This window comes from Buttiauxella gaviniae ATCC 51604, assembly GCF_001654835.1.
GTDB classification, from domain to species: Bacteria; Pseudomonadota; Gammaproteobacteria; order Enterobacterales; family Enterobacteriaceae; genus Buttiauxella; species Buttiauxella gaviniae.
The window spans coordinates 53236-71138 of sequence record NZ_LXEP01000029.1 but is presented as its reverse complement, the minus strand read 5'-3'; the positions used below and the strand labels follow the sequence as shown (position 1 = coordinate 71138).

Annotated in this window: 16 protein-coding genes; 2 read left to right on the top strand and 14 right to left on the bottom strand. The window is 46.8% G+C overall.

The genetic code is table 11. The features are described from left to right. Nucleotides 1-9 precede the first annotated feature (9 nt). The 4 genes from M977_RS15185 to proB form a co-directional block, all read right to left on the bottom strand. Nucleotides 10-630 carry a helix-turn-helix domain-containing protein gene (locus tag M977_RS15185; protein ID WP_064516507.1) on the bottom strand — a complete coding sequence of 207 codons (621 nt, stop codon included), beginning with the start codon at nucleotides 628-630 and terminating at the stop codon, nucleotides 10-12. A 132-nt stretch (nucleotides 631-762) separates the two neighbouring features. Then, entirely contained in the window at nucleotides 763-3702 is a 2940-nt protein-coding gene (gene ehaB, locus M977_RS15180) for an autotransporter adhesin EhaB (protein WP_064516505.1), read from the bottom strand. Nucleotides 3703-4153: 451 nt separating this feature from the next. After that, nucleotides 4154-5407, bottom strand: coding sequence for a glutamate-5-semialdehyde dehydrogenase (gene proA, locus M977_RS15175; protein WP_064516503.1), 1254 nt, complete (start codon nucleotides 5405-5407; stop codon nucleotides 4154-4156). Nucleotides 5408-5417: 10 nt separating this feature from the next. Next, complete coding sequence (proB, locus tag M977_RS15170) at nucleotides 5418-6521, bottom strand: glutamate 5-kinase (protein ID WP_064516501.1); 1104 nt, start codon at nucleotides 6519-6521, stop codon at nucleotides 5418-5420. A 295-nt stretch (nucleotides 6522-6816) separates the two neighbouring features. Between proB and M977_RS15165 the strand changes: the two genes are divergently transcribed. Continuing rightward, nucleotides 6817-7917 carry a porin gene (locus tag M977_RS15165; protein WP_064516499.1) on the top strand — a complete coding sequence of 367 codons (1101 nt, stop codon included), beginning with the start codon at nucleotides 6817-6819 and terminating at the stop codon, nucleotides 7915-7917. 46 nt (nucleotides 7918-7963) lie between these two features. Here the strand turns inward: M977_RS15165 and crl are convergent, their stop codons facing one another. From crl to gpt, 3 genes are all read right to left on the bottom strand, one after another. Continuing rightward, nucleotides 7964-8365 carry a sigma factor-binding protein Crl gene (gene crl / locus M977_RS15160; protein ID WP_064516497.1) on the bottom strand — a complete coding sequence of 134 codons (402 nt, stop codon included), beginning with the start codon at nucleotides 8363-8365 and terminating at the stop codon, nucleotides 7964-7966. Between the two features lie 57 nt (nucleotides 8366-8422). Then, nucleotides 8423-9670: an esterase FrsA gene (frsA, locus tag M977_RS15155; protein WP_064516494.1), complete on the bottom strand. Its 1248-nt coding sequence runs from the start codon at nucleotides 9668-9670 to the stop codon at nucleotides 8423-8425. Between the two features lie 112 nt (nucleotides 9671-9782). Continuing rightward, nucleotides 9783-10241 carry a xanthine phosphoribosyltransferase gene (gene gpt, locus M977_RS15150; RefSeq protein ID WP_034457839.1) on the bottom strand — a complete coding sequence of 153 codons (459 nt, stop codon included), beginning with the start codon at nucleotides 10239-10241 and terminating at the stop codon, nucleotides 9783-9785. A 265-nt stretch (nucleotides 10242-10506) separates the two neighbouring features. Between gpt and pepD the strand changes: the two genes are divergently transcribed. After that, on the top strand, nucleotides 10507-11964 hold the full coding sequence (pepD, locus tag M977_RS15145; protein ID WP_064516492.1) for a beta-Ala-His dipeptidase: 1458 nt from the start codon (nucleotides 10507-10509) through the stop codon (nucleotides 11962-11964). Nucleotides 11965-12007: 43 nt separating this feature from the next. Here pepD and dinB read toward each other — a convergent pair whose 3' ends face one another. From dinB to M977_RS15110, 7 genes are all read right to left on the bottom strand, one after another. Continuing rightward, nucleotides 12008-13063 (bottom strand): DNA polymerase IV, encoded by a 1056-nt coding sequence (gene dinB / locus M977_RS15140; protein ID WP_064516490.1) that lies wholly within the window; start codon nucleotides 13061-13063, stop codon nucleotides 12008-12010. A 108-nt stretch (nucleotides 13064-13171) separates the two neighbouring features. Beyond that, nucleotides 13172-13396: a (Na+)-NQR maturation NqrM gene (gene nqrM, locus M977_RS15135; RefSeq protein WP_034461602.1), complete on the bottom strand. Its 225-nt coding sequence runs from the start codon at nucleotides 13394-13396 to the stop codon at nucleotides 13172-13174. Between the two features lie 11 nt (nucleotides 13397-13407). Then, nucleotides 13408-14631: an NADH:ubiquinone reductase (Na(+)-transporting) subunit F gene (nqrF, locus tag M977_RS15130; RefSeq protein ID WP_064516488.1), complete on the bottom strand. Its 1224-nt coding sequence runs from the start codon at nucleotides 14629-14631 to the stop codon at nucleotides 13408-13410. 12 nt (nucleotides 14632-14643) lie between these two features. After that, nucleotides 14644-15240 carry an NADH:ubiquinone reductase (Na(+)-transporting) subunit E gene (gene nqrE / locus M977_RS15125; protein ID WP_034461600.1) on the bottom strand — a complete coding sequence of 199 codons (597 nt, stop codon included), beginning with the start codon at nucleotides 15238-15240 and terminating at the stop codon, nucleotides 14644-14646. A gap of 6 nt (nucleotides 15241-15246) precedes the next feature. Next, complete coding sequence (locus M977_RS15120) at nucleotides 15247-15885, bottom strand: NADH:ubiquinone reductase (Na(+)-transporting) subunit D (RefSeq protein ID WP_081908371.1); 639 nt, start codon at nucleotides 15883-15885, stop codon at nucleotides 15247-15249. Beyond that, the gene (locus M977_RS15115) at nucleotides 15878-16672 is read right to left on the bottom strand and encodes a Na(+)-translocating NADH-quinone reductase subunit C (RefSeq protein ID WP_064516486.1); all 795 of its coding nucleotides are present in this window, start codon (nucleotides 16670-16672) and stop codon (nucleotides 15878-15880) included. Before M977_RS15115 ends, M977_RS15120 begins: the two co-directional genes overlap by 8 nt. Beyond that, nucleotides 16665-17903 carry an NADH:ubiquinone reductase (Na(+)-transporting) subunit B gene (locus tag M977_RS15110; protein ID WP_064516484.1) on the bottom strand — a complete coding sequence of 413 codons (1239 nt, stop codon included), beginning with the start codon at nucleotides 17901-17903 and terminating at the stop codon, nucleotides 16665-16667. Before M977_RS15110 ends, M977_RS15115 begins: the two co-directional genes overlap by 8 nt.

Below are 17903 nucleotides of genomic sequence, written 5' to 3'. Positions count from 1 at the left end.
CTGCTTTTTTTAATAGCTAGTCGGTAAGCGATTGACTTTTTTAAGCTTGCCTTTATCCATCTCAATATAATTACCTTTGCGTAGAGCAGATAAAATTTCCGCAATAACTGAGCGTGATATTTTAGTTCTTTTTTGTACAAACGTTATGACACCGGTACGCTCACGTAATTCAGGGCTCCATGAGTCCATAATGAGCAAGGTTGCTCGAATTTGAGAATACTTTGTTGCGCCAATGAAACGAGCATCACGGTTCTCAAGACTATGAAGAAGGAAGGTTGTCCAGTGACAAACCGGCTGCCAAAGTTTATTTTTTTCGATAATTTCAAAAGCATGTCTGATAGGAATAGTAAATCCCTGACAATCGGTTTGAGTAATTACCCGGTATTTAAACTGAGAGGGCTTCAATATATTCGCCAGGCCAATACATGTTGGTGCTGACACCAGATCCATTAATAGGTCATCCATTTCTCGATGCAGTACAATCGTCCCTTCACTAAAGAATAAAATAAGTTGCTCGTTATTTTCATTGAACATGCTTAACTCACTGTCTGCTGGCAAATTGAACTTCTTGCCCGCTTCCACCAACCTGCTGCGAATAGCTTCGAGCTGGGTTAATGGTTTCATATACATAATCGATATTCCTTTATCTTAAAGCCATAAGAAAATGCCTGTCTCTATTCGAGACAGGCATTTATTACTGTTAATTTATTCAGATTAGATATGGTTCAAATTATCCTTTGAACCATATCACTCATTATATTATTACCAGGTGTATTTAACGCCAACATTCGCTGACCAATCCTGATCCACATCGCCACCACCAAGGTAGTTAGTGTCAGCATAAGCTGCGAAGTTTTTAGTGAAGCTGAACTGAGTACCTAGCCCTACGCGTACCGCAGAACCTTCCACTCCATTGTCAATATCATCACCATTCACATCAGCGCTATTGCCGTTAGAATCGTCATAGACATACGCCAGTTTGAAGTAAGGCGTCAGAGCTTGATCACCGTAGTCGAAGGTGTATCCCGCATCCATACCCAACTCATAACGCATGCTGTCATATGACTGACTACCCACTTTCATATCATTGCTAAGCTGGTAGTTGTCGCCATCCTGGAACAGACCAGAAATAGAAGCATAAGGAGTCAGGTAACCTTCCTTGCTGAGTTGCATGTCGTAACCCAGTTTCATGCCAAAGCCCCAGGCATCGGAAGAAGCATCACCACTCACCGCAGCGCCATTGCTCATGGTTGCAGTCAGGTCATTGCTGTAATGGCTATAGCTCAGAGTTGAATCCAGGAAGATATTATTCTGGAAGCGAGCTGAAGAGTAAATGCGGGCAGACTGACTATCTTGATCAACTTGACCACTATTGTCACTGATATCGCCTTTTGCAAAGCCTGCTGCAGCACCGACAGTCCATTTAGCAGAGTTGCCGTCGATCTGCTTATCCAGACCAACCATGATGCCATTTACATCTTGATCGTAGGTCAGTGTGCCAGTATCGCCTGAGAAGCCACCGCCAATGTATGTGACCCATGCGCCACCAGTATCACCTTCGGTATGACGGCCATTTGCCAGGCGAGTTGCCAGCGCATCTTGCTCTAAGTTCCAGATATTGGTATTTGCAGAAGGAATACTTAACGCCATATTTGCGTAATCAGTCAAGCGCTCCTGCTTCAGAACAACAGTATTGCCTTTTTGCTCAGCTTCATAGGTGTAGGCACCCAAGTCGGCTTTATTAGCAGCAGAGAAGGTTGCAGTGCTGTTCTTGTCGTTAACATAGACCAGCTCATTACCTTTATAGTCAGCAACAGAACCGGTACCAGTGGCGTTGTCGATACGCACTTTATAGTTACCGGTAGCCGCTGCTACACCGTCGCCTGCATTATCAACTTCGTTTTGACCTGCTTCTGTCTGATTTGTGTCATAAGCATCGCCATTACCATTAATGGTCAGGTGACCATCAGAATTCATAGCGATAACACCGTAACCGTAGTTAGACTTAGAAGTATCGTTGGTGCGATCATTGCTCAAATCAGCATCAAGCACATAACGGTTACTGTGAATGTCGAACGTACCTGCATGGATATTGCCTGCAGTATCAGTTGTGCTGGTTACGTTCAATACATCAGTACGGAACGAACTAACATTAGACTGATCAGTTTTCACATCAAACAGACCATTGTTGGTCACAGTGATTGTGTTTGCATACAAAGCAGCGTCAGCCGCAGTCCAACCTGCAGACACATCACTAGCGAGAGATACTGTACTATTGTCGATAGTCAGAGAATCTGTTGCAACATGACCATCTTCACCAATACTCAGAGATGAACCACCAGTCAAAGCAATAGAGTCAGAAACGAGCGTTGAATCAACCACGTTTACCAAGGAACCACTGTTAATACTTAATGTATCAATCAAAGACGCTTTGGTAGTATCCCATTCTGAACCGCCATTCAGTGTTACGTTGAATAGACCGCTTTGATAAACGTCATTACCAACAACATGACTCTCATCATATGAAGTATCAGTATTATCGATACCGAAAGTTGATGATGGCCACAAGCTGTTAGCTGCAATATCGATTAATGTTGCAGTTGCATCGGTACCTGATGCGTAAGTGTCATAAACACCATCGCCATCAGTATCCACCTGATGTACGGACATTGCTGCGCCGACCCATTTGCTACCATTATTCAGGGTAACATCCATACGGTCGGTACCATCCCAGCCGTTAGTATCAACACTAGCATCTGTATCGCGATAAGAATCAGCACCATTTGGGAAGAAGTTCTCATCAAAGTTACTTGAGAAGAGAACATCACCCATCAGCGTGGAATTGCTGAGGTTAACTGTTGTCTGCATGGCATTGTCAGCGTACGGGCTGGCAATTGCAGAGATCGCAATATCATCAGGAGTAGCAGTGTTGCTATAATCACTTGCATTACCGGTATTACCAAACCAGCCAGATGTACCTTCATCTGTCCATGAACCTGAAGTCACGGTAGAATCGGTTACACTAATGGTGTTATTGAACACTTCACCGCTATTTACGCCAGTGCTAACAGTGTTGTCGTCAATATCTTCCCACTCATAACCCTGAGTCAGCGTAATACCCGCAACGTGTGAGTTATTTTTAATGTTCAGATCAACTTCCTGATCTAGAGAGATGGCTGTACCCATATTGTATACATCTACAACATGTGAATCTGCTGCATCATTATACGTACCGTTATAGGTATAGTGTTCGTAGTTGTCATCAATCGTTGAATTATCAACGGTCAGCGCCAAGCGATCGTAGACATAACCAGTAGTGCGGTCGTCAACACATTCGCTGGTCATACAATCGGAAGTTATCATACCGTGAATGGTACTATTTGCGATTGTTAAACTATTGTTATTGGTGTTAGTGGAAATACCATCATCAAGGTAATACGTGGAAATAACACCATTTACGGTAGATTTATTGATTACTGGGTAAATATCACCATTGTAAACACTGTCAGTACCATAGTTATTCCAGCCCGCATATCCCTTATAGTAAACACCATCAGCGAAAGTAGAATCATTATAGTGAACGAAAGTATTGTATGTCGTACCTGAGATATCATTACTTGCAGCATGAGCCTGAGAAGCAATTGCCAAAGTGCAGGCTAATGCAAGTTGTGATACAACGAGTTTCTTTTTCCAAGAGTGCATTTATCATCCCTCCTCAGGGACTAGATCTTATGTTGGTCCATCAATAGTCAATGCAGTAAGTAGTAAGCGGTAACCACTAATACATGTAACGTCATTAGTGGCGAAGATTATTATGTACCGATAGCAAATCGTTCAATTAATTTCTTTAGTAAGTATGAAAACAGACTTATGCCAAAAAGTATCATTTAGCACTCTAAAGAAAATGTTTCAAATATCAATAACATTCATAAAAAGAAAAACACATACAAATAATAAATAACAAATAAAGGTTCACTCAAGAATGAAATATAATTCAACACGTGAATAATAAAGAGAATATACATGCAATTAAGTAATAATTATATGTATATTCTCTTTTAATAAACCACATTAAAATTCAGAATTATGGTAAATAAAAAGGTAACACATATAAACTTATAGCTTCCATATATATGTATCACCTTTATATCAATTATTCACGAATGGTATCGTCGCCGAATCCGATCCATTTATAGGTGGTTAGTGCTTCAAGACCCATTGGACCACGGGCGTGAAGTTTTTGCGTACTTACAGCCACTTCAGCACCTAAACCAAACTGGGCGCCGTCGGTGAAACGCGTTGAAGCATTCACGTAAACAGCTGAAGAATCGACTTCATTCACAAAGCGATTCGCATGGCTTAACGTACGCGTCAGAATTGCATCTGAATGCTGTGTGCCATGCTGCCGAATGTGATCGATAGCGTCATCGATATCAGCAACAACTTTCACATTCAGATGGAGTGACAACCATTCATCGTCGTAATCTTCTGCTTTCACTAGCAGCACTTCTGCCGGGCCGTTTTGCAAAAGCAGCAACGATTTTTCATCCGCATGTAACGTAACGCCAGATTCTGCCATTTGCTTACTTAAAGCCGGAAGGAAGGTTTCGGCAATTTCCTGATGCACCAGCAAAGTTTCCACTGTGTTACAGGTACTTGGGCGTTGTGTTTTCGCGTTTACGATGATTTTCAACGCGGGAGAAAACTCCGCACTTTCATCGACAAAAATATGACAAACACCGATACCACCCGTTATCACCGGAATGGTGGATTGCTCACGGCAAAGTTTATGTAAACCAGCACCACCGCGCGGAATTAACATGTCTACGTAGCGATCCATACGCAGTAACTCGTTCACTAAGGCACGATCCGGGCTTTCAATTGCCTGAACTGCCGCCGCAGGTAAACCGCACTCCATGAGAGCTTGCTGAATAACTTTTACCGTCGCGGCGTTTGTACGCCATGTTTCTTTACCACCACGTAGAATCGCTGCATTACCTGTTTTTAGACATAATGAGGCTACATCAACCGTTACGTTAGGACGGGCCTCATAAATTACCCCTACGACACCTAATGGAACACGGCGACGTTCGAGACGCAGGCCACTATCCAGCAAGCCCCCATCAATCACCTGACCAACAGGATCGGCCAGATTGCAAACCTGGCGAACATCATCTGCGATGCTTTTCAGACGTGAAGGTGTTAGTTGTAGGCGATCGAGCATTGCTTCGCTCAAACCATTGGCTTTTGCTTCAGCTAAATCCTGCTCATTGGCCGTTAAAATACCTTCAGCCTGTTCTTCCAGATAATCTGCAATTCGTTCCAGCGCACGATTTTTTTCGCGACTGGAGAGCAGGGCCATCTGATAAGAAGCCGCTTTAGCGACTTTGCCCATTTGTTCCAGCATTGCCTGCTCCTTAATTAACAATCATATCATCACGATGAACCGCCACTGGGCCATATTCGTAGCCAAGGATTTCACCGATCTTTTGAGAGTGATGGCCCGCAATACGCCGTAAAGCATCGCTGTTATAGCGGCAAACCCCATGGGCAATATCACGCCCTTCGAGGCTACGAATGCGAATTACTTCTCCACGAGAGAAGTTGCCTGTTACATTTTTGATCCCCTTCGGCAGTAAAGAACTACCTCGTTCAAGAATCGCGGCCAGCGCGCCATCATCAACCGTAATTTCACCGGCTGGTGGTGCACCAAATATCCAGCGCTTACGATTTTCTAATGGGGACTGCTGCGCATGGAAACGTGTTCCGACAGGAGTCCCCGCCATCACATCACCAATAACGCCAGGTTTGCTTCCTGCTGCAATCACAACATCTATGCCAGCGCGGCAGGCAACATCCGCAGCTTGTAATTTAGTGCCCATACCGCCGGTCCCAAGCCCGGAAACACTATCACCGGCGATGGCGCGCAGCGCATCATCAATGCCATGGACTTCTTTAATTAATTCAGCGGCTGGATTATTACGTGGGTCAGCAGTAAATAACCCTTGTTGATCTGTCAGCAGGAGCAGCTTATCGGCCCCCGCAAGAATAGCGGCCAGCGCAGAAAGGTTATCGTTATCGCCGACTTTGATTTCTGCCGTCGCAACAGCATCGTTTTCATTGATTATAGGTACAATATTGTTGTCCAGCAGCGCTCGCAGGGTATCGCGTGCATTCAGGAAACGTTCGCGATCTTCCATATCGGCCCGCGTGAGCAGCATCTGCCCAACATGAATGCCATAGATAGAAAATAGCTGTTCCCAGAGTTGGATCAACCTGCTTTGCCCTACGGCGGCCAGTAATTGTTTCGACGCAATAGTTGCGGGGAGCTCGGGGTAGCCCAAATGCTCACGTCCTGCGGCAATCGCCCCAGACGTCACAATAACGATACGGTGCCCGGAGGCATGAAGTTGTGCACATTGGCGCACCAGCTCAACAATATGAGCCCGATTCAGGCGGCGTGAGCCACCGGTTAATACGCTCGTGCCTAGTTTTACCACCAGCGTCTGGCTGTCACTCATGATTCTCTGCCGTGTTAGCGAAATTGGAAATTTAAAATGCCAAATGACGTTGTAACAGGAGTCGTGGTGAATGCCAACTGCCCCAGCACGGAAAACGGTTAACTTCGCGTAAACGATCGATAATCCTAACGGCAAATTTTGACAATTTCATGACAAATATAAATTATTACGTTTATTTAAACTTTCTCTTACCATGTCATAAAACTTTCATCTCAAGGCGATAAAACTCTCTGCGTTTTTTAACGGGATATTTCCCGATTAAATTTTAGCGCGCATACATCATTGGGATGAGAAAATGAAAAAAAGCACACTGGCATTAATGGTATTGGGTTTTCTGGCGTCATCAACTTCTTCGCAGGCAGCGGAAATTTATAATAAAGATGGCAATAAACTCGACCTTTACGGAAAAGTAAAAGCAGAACACTATTTAAGTGATAATAATGCTGTAGATGGTGATCAATCTTATGTCCGTTTGGGGTTTAAAGGCCAGACTCAAATTAACGACCAACTAACTGGTTTCGGGCAGTGGGAATATCAAGTTGCCGCTAACAAAGCCGAAGGTGATGTTAATACAACCAAAACTCGCCTGGCATTTGCTGGTTTAAAAGCGGGTGATATTGGTTCATTTGATTATGGTCGTAACTACGGCGTGTTGTACAACATCGCTTCCTACACCGATATGATGCCAGAGTTTGGTGATGATTCTTACACCAAAACCGATAACTTTATGACTGGCCGTGCTAATGGTGTTGCGACCTACCGCAATAACACCTTCTTTGGTCTGGTTGATGGCCTGAAACTTTCCCTGCAATATCAAGGGAAAAACGAGAACGATGGCCGTGCAACCAGTAAACAAAACGGTGACGGTTTTGGTACTTCACTATCTTATGACATTGGTGATACTGGCCTGACAGTTGGTGCTGGTTACGCCAACTCCAACCGTACTTTGGCACAGAAAAACCAGGCTTACGGCAAGGGTGACAATGCCGAAGCCTGGACTACCGGCGTTAAATATGACGCGAATAAAGTGTATCTGGCTGCAATGTATGCCGAGACACGTAATATGACGCCAATTTCTGGTACAGCATCAATTAATGGAATAAATAGTAGCATTAACGGCTTTGCGAATAAAAACCAGGCATTCGAGGTTATTGCACAGTATCAATTTGACTTTGGTCTTCGCCCATCACTGGGTTATGTCCAGTCAAAAGCCAAGGATATTGAAGGGGTCGGCGATGCCGATCTGGTGAAATATATCGATGTCGCGGCTACTTATTACTTTAACAAAAACATGTCTACTTATGTTGATTACAAAATTAACCAACTCAGTGATGACAATGCATTAAATTTGAATAGTGATGATGTTGTTGCCATCGGTATTGTTTATCAATTCTAAATAGAAAAAGAAAACCCCCATCCATCATGGGTGGGGGTTTTTTATTTCAGGCCGAAAGCTTTACTGGTTTTTCTGCAAAGTTTTCTGCGGGCACCAAATCCAGACCCAGAGTGCTTAATAACTCGCGCAGACGCTCATGGAAACCACGCAGTGTTTGCTCAAGTCTTTCATCTACTTCTTTGTCTTTTGCTGCTGTTGCAGTCCACTTACCATCTTTGTCGAACAGACCAAAATGGTATGTATAGGTAAATTGCTTTTCCTGCGCTTCCAGTTCCATCCACCAGCCCCAGAATTCACGTTTTTCTGGTGCAGGCTTCACATTAACGCACACAGCCAGGCAATCGAAGAAGAAACGGTTATCTTCACATTGCTCTTCCCGGATATATGGGCCAAGCGAGGCGAATTTTTTAATCAATCTACTTTTCGGGTGTCCACTCGGTAACGTCATTGCGATCTCCTGTTGTGAAGCAACTGTTTTACCAAACCAATGAAATTTAGCAAATCATTAACGTAATCTCTGCTTGATCCATCCGGTAATTTCTTTCAGCGCTTTGTCAAAGTTGCGATACACCGGGTTAAACGGGATCGCTAGCAACTTACCATCCGCAGATGACGAAGTGATTAAACGAGAGTCTTCTTCCGGGCTGAACGGATCGTTTGCCCAATAACCAGATAACATTGGCGTTGGGCAATGGCGCCCTAGCAGTCCCTGAGTTTTTAATGAATAGCGATTCAACTCCACACGCAAGGCGCTATCTGATGCATCATTCATCCCAAGGCGACTCGCTAGTACATCAATATACATCTCCGGTACCTGTGCCTGACGTGATGCATCGCTCAGTAAGCTATGAACAACAGGCCCAAGGCATGCCACAGCTTTCAAACGTGGTGCTTCGATATAGCCTAAGCGCACTGCGACGTTCGCGCCGAAACGGAAACCAAACGCCGCTACACGAGTGTGATCGACCCACGGAATATTCGGCAACGCCTTCAGAACGTGCTGGTGTAAAAGACTGGAATCCTGAGTCAGTTTCCATTTTGAAGAGAAGCCAACCGATGGCATATCGATGGTCAACATCGCCATACCTTCAGGTGCAAAATATTTATCAAACAAGTTGTAATAATCGCTTTGCAAAGCGTCAAGGCCACCGCAAATTAACACAGTCGGGAATGGCCCCTGCCCTTCTTTTGGAAGGTGTAAGAATCCGGTTATTGTTCCGCCACCAGGAATTGGGAATTCAAGTTCGCGCAAGCCTCCAGAAAGACGTGGAGCAGCTTCTTCATACGCGCGATTTGCCAGAACTTGTGCCTGTTCTGCAAGTTGATCACCTTTCAGATGCGGGTAGGCTGCAATGCTATAAAGATTAGCGGCCTGTAACCAATACTTGCCGCTAAGCACCTTGTCTGTTTCCTGGTTAGCTCGCTGTTGCCATTGCATTGCTTGTTTTGACCATTCATAGATCCAGTTCCCACCACGATAGCCAATGACCGTATCAAATAACTCATCATTGGTACGTTCGGCCTGGCAAATGGCAATTCGCGACTGTACTTCGAGGATTTCAAGAGGATCGACACCGCGCCAAACCCAGAGCAGTCGGTTGATCATACGATACCACTGAGGGGCTGTTGCACCGTCCAGAGCAGACTGGATAACGGGGGCCGCTTGATGCTTAGCGCGCCGAACCAGAGTCGATGTTTCGGGGTGCTTAAATCTTGGTTTAAACAGGGTTTCGCTAAGATTGGCCTGTGACATCGTTTCTGCCTCCATACAAACGTCAGGAATGAGGCTATTGTACTCTGTCAGCACCCAAATAACACAAACGCCCGGCTATGCCGGGCGTAAATCAGTGCAAATTCTCAGGCTATTAACGACCAGCTAAAGGTGGCACGAACACCACGCCCATATCCCACGGCTGTTCAATCCAGGTATCTTGCGGGATATCGATAACGTAATCATCAACCAAAGGCTGGCCAGCAGGCTTGGCGAAGATAGTGACGAAATGCGCTTTTGGATACATTTCGCGGATAGCAACAGCGGTACCGCCAGTGTCAACCAGGTCATCGATAACGATGAAGCCTTCACCATCACCTTCAGCACGTTTCAGCACGGTCAGCTCACGCTGGTTGTCGTGGTCATAGCTGGAGATGCATACGGTATCAACATGACGAATCCCCAGTTCACGTGCTAGCAGTGCGCCAGGAACCAGGCCGCCACGGCTAACAGCAATAATGCCTTTCCACTGTTCAGCAGGAAGCAGACGGCTTGCCAACTTACGCGCGTGAATCTGCAACATGTCCCAGGTGACGATGTATTTTTCGCTCATGTGAAATTATCCCAGCCAGTTATTAACGGCTTAAAAATGTTCAAAGGGGTTTTGGTTGCGCGAGATTATAGAGATCTGACGCACTAAAAACCAGTACTGTAGGCCTGTCTCCCTCGTTTTTACGTGCTTTAGGTCGTCACAGCCTTAGTTATAGTGGTATTCTCAGGCCAGCGCACAATGCTTACTTGTGTTGTATTTCATTAAGATCAATCCTGCGCTCTGCGAACCAAAATTGTCAGCAGAGTCGATGTCAAGGAGACTTATCGTGTCTGAATTGTCTCAATTATCTCCGCAGCCGCTGTGGGATATTTTTGCCAAAATCTGTTCTATTCCGCACCCTTCTTATCATGAAGAACAACTCGCGGAACATATTCTGTCCTGGGCAAAAGAAAAAGGCCTGCATGTTGAGCGCGACCAGGTTGGTAATATCCTGATCCGCAAACCTGCAACAGCTGGTATGGAAAACCGTAAAGCGGTCGTCCTGCAAGCTCACCTTGATATGGTGCCGCAGAAAAATAACGACACTGTCCATGATTTCACCAAAGACCCGATTCAGCCGTATATCGATGGAGAGTGGGTTAAAGCGCGCGGCACTACGCTGGGTGCGGATAACGGTATCGGTATGGCGTCTGCATTGGCAGTGCTGGCTGATGATTCCGTGTCTCATGGCCCGTTAGAAGTCCTGCTGACCATGACCGAAGAAGCGGGTATGGATGGCGCTTTTGGCCTGCAAGCTGGCTGGTTACAAGCTGATATCCTGATCAACACCGATTCTGAAGAAGAAGGTGAGATCTATATGGGTTGTGCTGGCGGGATTGATTTTATCGCCACGCTGCCACTGCAACGTGAAGCGATTCCAGCAGGTTACGAAACCTACAAACTGACCATCAAAGGTCTGAAAGGTGGTCACTCTGGCGCTGAGATCCATTTAGGTCTGGGCAATGCAAACAAATTGCTGGCGCGTTTCCTGTTCGCTCACGCAGCAGAACTGGATGCTCGTCTGATTGATCTGAACGGCGGTACGCTGCGTAACGCAATCCCTCGTGAAGGTTCAGCTATCCTTGCTGTACCTGCCGATAAAGCTGCACAACTCAAGCAATTGGCAGCGCAGTTCTTGTCAATTCTGCAAAATGAGCTGGGTGCCGTTGAGAAAAACACCACCGTTCTGGTTGAAGCGACCAGCACAGACAAATCTGCGCTGACAGTAAAAAGCCGCGAAGCTTTCATTAACTTGCTCAACGCAATGCCGAACGGTGTTATCCGCAATTCCGACGCTGTAAAAGGCGTAGTGGAAACCTCACTGAACGTGGGTGTGGTTACAATGACTGACGAAAGCGCTGAGATCATCTGCCTGATTCGTTCGTTGATTGATAGCGGCAAAGATTATGTGGTTGGCATGCTTCACGCACTGGGTCAGCTTGCTGGCGCAAAAAGTGTTGCAAAAGGTAGCTACCCAGGCTGGCAGCCGGATGCAAAATCCCCGGTAATGGCTCTGGTTCGTGAAACTTACGAAAAGCTGTTCAACAAGACGCCAAACATCATGGTTATCCATGCTGGTCTGGAATGTGGTCTGTTCAAGAAGCCTTACCCTGAGATGGATATGGTTTCTATTGGGCCGACCATTACAGGTCCACACTCGCCTGATGAACAAGTTCATATTGCAAGCGTTGGCCAATACTGGATCCTGCTGACTGAGTTGCTAAAAGCAATTCCAGTTAAGTAAGCCAAATACGTGTAGATCAAAACCCTCTCATTGAGAGGGTTTTTTATAATCCCAGAACCAGTTGGCGCTCCAACTGCGGGTCCAGTAACGTGACATGAAGTCCCACCAGTCTTACGCCTCGCCCTCCCCTACGCTCTTCCCATGTTTTCTTCGCCGTTGCGATTAAATCGGCTTTATTTAATTGCGGCCAGACATGTTCCTGAGTGGTTTGCTGGAAATCATTAAACTTGAGTTTGACTCCCTGACGAGCAATCAATAAATCTGGTTTCACCTTTTTCAGACGTCGCTCAAGTTCAGCATAAAGCTGCTCAATAATATCCTCACACTCCTGCCAATCATGAATGTCTTCGGCCAATGTTTTCTCTACTCCAACAGATTTGCGCTGCCGTTCATTGTTTATCTCCCGCTCGTCAATGCCCTGGCTTCGCTCCCACAGTACCCGCCCAAATTTCCCAAAACGTTTGAGTAACGAGGCTAAATCAGTTTTCTGCACATCCGCACAGGTGCGTAACCCCAGACTTTCTAGCTTCCCGGCAGTGACCTTGCCAACACCTGGAATTTTACCGAGCGGTAAAGTTTGCAAAAATGCAGGAATTTGCTCAGGAGTTATCACATATTGCCCGTTCGGTTTGTTCAGATCTGAAGCGATTTTGGCAAGGAACTTTATCGGAGCTATCCCCGCGGAAGCAGTGAGATTCAGCTCGTCAGAAATCGTCTGACGAATTTCCTGCGCCATGAGCGTTGCAGAACCGTGGCAGTTCAGGCTATCGGTAACATCCAGATAAGCCTCATCAAGCGATAGCGGTTCAATAAGATTTGTGTAGCGGCTAAATATCTCACGAATATGATTTGATGCATCTTTGTACGCGTCAAAACGCCCGGGCAGAAGCGTCAGGTGTGGACATAATTTGAGAGCCATCGCAGTCGACATTGCGCTGTGCACACCAAATTTTCGTGCTGGGTAATTTGCGGTACTGATAACTCCACGTCGCTGCGCGCTGCCGCCAATAGCCAGCGGGATATCCCGCAAGTTAGGGTTATCGCGCATCTCCACGGCTGCAAAAAAGCAGTCCATATCGACATGAATGATTTTACGCATACTTTTTCACACCAGTAATTTCACTGGATAAGTATACAGTCAATTTATGAGAGGGGGAAAGTCTGTATCAAAGAAATCCTCCCGACAAAGCGGGAGGATTTAAGAGGCTTATATGATGCGGTTTTGCTGAATTTTTGCCAGTCGTTCGGCTTTCGCCATACGCTTTTTACGCGCATCGCAGGGTTCAGGACAGTTGCAAACCTTCTCCATACCGAGTGCTGCAATGCCGCCACAGCTACCCTGAAGCGCTTTGCGCTTCACGATAACTCCCAGTGACATACCAAATATCACCAGCAAAAATATAACGAAGGTGGCTAAAAATACCGTCAGCATAATAGCTCCCGTCAGCCGCCAAAGTCGTCGAGCATGATGTTGTCATCCTCTACGCCCAGGTCTTTGAGCATTTTAATCACCGCGGCGTTCATCATCGGCGGCCCACACATATAGAATTCACAATCTTCTGGGGCCGGGTGGCTGCGAAGATAGTTTTCCAGCAATACGTTATGGATGAAACCGGTGTAACCCGTCCAGTTATCTTCAGGCTGCGGATCAGAAAGCGCCACATTGAAGTTAAAGTTCGGGTTTTCTTGTGCCAGTTTTTCAAACTCTTCTTCGTAGAACATTTCACGCAACGAACGCGCACCGTACCAGAAGCTGATTTTGCGCGTGCTATGCAGGCGTTTAAGCTGATCAAAAATGTGCGAACGCATTGGCGCCATACCGGCACCACCGCCGATAAACACCATTTCTGCATCCGTATCTTTGGCAAAGAATTCACCAAACGGCCCAGAAATTGTCACTTTATCGCCTGCTTTCAGCGACCAGATATAGGAGGACATAATCCCAGGAGGTGCATCTGGCACATTTGGCGGCGGCATAGCGATACGCACGTTCAGCATGATAATGCCTTTCTCATCCGGGTAGTTCGCCATGGAATAGGCGCGAACACAGGGTTCTTTCACCACAGATTTGAAACGGAACAGGTTAAATTTATCCCAGTCACCACGGTATTCCTGCGGAACATCGAAGTCCTGGTAGTTAACTTCGTGAGGTGGGCTTTCAATCTGGATGTAACCACCCGCACGGAACGGCACCACGTCACCATCAGGAATACGTAACTTGAGTTCTTTGATGAACGTCGCTTTGTTATCGTTGGAGATAACTTCGCATTCCCATTTTTTAACACCGAAGATCTCTTCCGGCAGCTCAATTTTCATGTCCTGCTTAACGGCAACCTGACAGGCAAGACGGCAGCCCTCTTTCGCTTCACGTTTGGTGATATGCGAAAGTTCGGTAGGCAGAATATCCCCCCCACCTTCTTTAACGGTTACACGACATTGCCCGCAAGAACCACCACCACCGCAAGCCGAGGAGATGAATATCCCTTGGTTTGACAGTGTGTTGAGCAGTTTGTCACCCGCCGGAGCATGGAACTGCTTGTCTGCTTCGTTGTTAATCTCGATCAGCACATCGCCGGAGTTAACAAGCTTTGACTTGGCAAACAGAATCATCAGCGCCAGGGCCAAAACAATAAGCGTGAACATCACCACGCCAAGAATAATTTCCATACCTTTCCGCCCTTATAGCTGCACACCGGAGAATGACATGAAACCCAGTGCCATCAATCCAGTGGTGATAAAGGTGATTCCTAAGCCACGCAATCCTGCGGGCACATTGGCATATTTCATCTTCTCGCGAATACCAGCCATCGCGACGATAGCCAGCATCCAGCCCACACCGGAACCCACGCCATAAACGATGGATTCGCCGAAGCTGTAATCACGCTGCACCATAAACGATACGCCACCGAAAATGGCACAGTTAACGGTGATAAGCGGCAGGAAGATACCCAGCGCGTTATAGAGTGCCGGGAAGAAACGATCGAGGATCATTTCAAGGATTTGCACCAGCGCTGCAATCACACCAATGAAGGTAATGAAATTCAGGAAGCTGAGGTCAACACCTTCAACCAATGCACCGTCGCGAAGCACAAGGTTATAAACCAAGTTATTCGCCGGAACAGCAATCCCTAAAACAACGGTAACCGCCACACCCAAACCAAATGCCGTGGAAACCTTCTTGGAAACCGCCAGGAAGGTACACATGCCAAGGAAGAACGCGAGCGCCATGTTTTCAATAAACACGGCCCGCACAAACAGACTAATCATATGTTCCATAGTCAGTTAGTCCTTTTCCTGCTGCGCAGGCTTCAGCGTACGCAGGGCCCAAATCAACAGGCCGATAATGAAGAACGCACTTGGCGCCAGCAGGAACATCCCGTTTGGCTGATACCAGCCGCCGTTCTGAACCGTTTCAAGCACCGTGATACCAAACAGTTTGCCGCTACCTATCAGCTCACGTAGAAAACCAACCAGCAGCAGTATCACGCCATAACCCAGGCCGTTTCCGATACCATCCATGAAGCTTGCCAGCGGTGGCGACTTCATGGCGTAGGCTTCGGCACGCCCCATCACAATGCAGTTGGTGATGATCAGGCCGACGAATACAGATAACTGCTTGGAAATTTCGTAAGCATAAGCACGCAGAATCTGATCTACGACGATAACTAATGAAGCAATGATCGCCATCTGTACGATGATTCGCACACTGTTTGGGATCAGGTTACGGATCATCGAGATGAACATGCTGGAGAACGCTGTCACCACCGTTACCGCAATGGTCATTACGAATGCTGTTTCCAGCTTCGTTGTTACAGCCAGCGCCGAACAGACACCGAGTATTTGCAAGGCAATCGGGTTGTTATCCACAAGAGGACTAACCAGTACCCGTTTGACCTCTTTCATGTCTGAAATATCAGCCATTGTTGAGCGCTCCTTCACGTACTTGTTTCAGGAAGGGACCAAAACCGAGTTCACCCATCCAGAAATCAAAAGTGTGTTGTACACCGTTTGCTGTGAGCGTGGCACCGGATAAACCATCTACCCCGTACTCATCCCCCTGACGCGCACCGCCTTTCACAACACGAATTGCAGGCTTGCCATTATCATCAAGCAGTTTCTTACCAATCCACTGCGCACGCCAGTTCGGGTTTTCAACCTCACCGCCCAGGCCCGGGGTTTCACCCTGGTCGTAGTAAGTGATTCCTTTTACCGTACGGCCATCGGTTTGCAGAGAAACAAAGGCATACATCATCGACCACAGACCTTTGCCATACACAGGCAAGACAACTTCCTGGATTTTGTTTTGCTCATCCCGAACCAGGTAAATCTCAACAATATTGCTGCGATTTTTTATCCCGGCACGATCTTCGTCAGATGTGAGTGCCTTGCTCTGATTAGGGTCACGCAATGCTGCCGCCTGGTCGAATTTAGACGAGTCTTTATTCAGCAACTCACCACTTTTCAAATCCAACAAACGCGGTGTAATGCGTGATTCAAAGACTGCTTTAACATCTTCACCTGTCATTTTTGGTGTGGCTAAGCCAGCAACATCAAGTATGTTACGTTGCTTATCGAGGGCTTTTTGCTCTTGCTGACGAGCTTTAAGCCCAACAGCAGAACCCGCTACCACAACGGAGCAAACCAGGCAAAGCACCAGCACCACCAGCAGTGTTCTGCCAATGCTATCGTTACTTTTTACTTCAGCCACGCGACTTCCTCCGCTTGATATTGGCTTGCACCACCAGGTAATCGAACAACGGTGCAAAGAGGTTGGCGAACAGAATCGCCAGCATCATTCCTTCTGGATAGGCCGGGTTTACAACTCGAATTAATACACACATCACGCCGATGAGTGCCCCATACCACCATTTACCTTTGTTGGTAAACGAGGCCGAAACTGGGTCGGTCGCCATAAACATCATGCCAAAAGCAAAACCACCCAGTACCAGATGCCAATACCACGGCATGGCGAAAAGTGGGTTGGTTGCAGAACCGATGAAATTAAACAGCGTTGCTGTGGCAATCATACCGATCATAACACCCGCCACGATGCGCCATGAGGCGACACGACCAAACAGGATAATCGCCCCACCGATAAGGATCATCAGCGTTGAGACTTCACCAATCGAACCTGGAATGTTGCCAAGGAAGGCATCCATCCATGTCACAGGTTGGCCCGAAACAACATTGACTAATGCTTCACCGCCGCCATGGGACCACTGAGAAAGCGGCGTTGCGCCAGAGAAACCGTCAGCCGCTGTCCACACCAAATCACCAGAAATTTGCGCAGGATAAGCAAAGAACAGGAATGCACGGCCAGCCAGCGCGGGGTTGAGGAAGTTACGGCCTGTTCCACCGAAAATCTCTTTAGCGATAACCACACCGAAACTGATACCGAGCGCGGCTTGCCACAAAGGCATAGTGGGTGGCACCACCAGCGCAAACAGAATTGAAGTAACAAAGAAGCCTTCGTTAATTTCATGTTTGCGGATGATAGAGAACAGAACTTCCCAGAAACCACCTACCAAAAATACGGTGATGTAGATTGGCAGGAAGAAAACTGCCCCAAGCGTCATCATGCTGAGCCAACCAGCATCAGGCGTAAAGTTCACCCCCAGCCACTGCGCGATAACATAATGCCAGTCAGATGAAATCACCTGCTGGAGTTGTTCAGCACCGTACATTTTGTTCAGGGCTGGGATGGTTTGCAGCCCGACGTTGTACATGCCCCAGAACATCGCCGGGAACACCGCGAACCACACCAGGATCATCATGCGTTTCAGGTCGATAGCATCACGAACGTGGGAGGCGCCTGGCGTAACGATACCTGGCGTATAGAACAGTGTCGCCGTCGCTTCAAAGAGCGGGTAGTACTTCTCTAGCTTTCCGCCTTCCGTAAAATGCGGTTCTAGCTTTTCAAATAAATGCTTCAAGCCCAT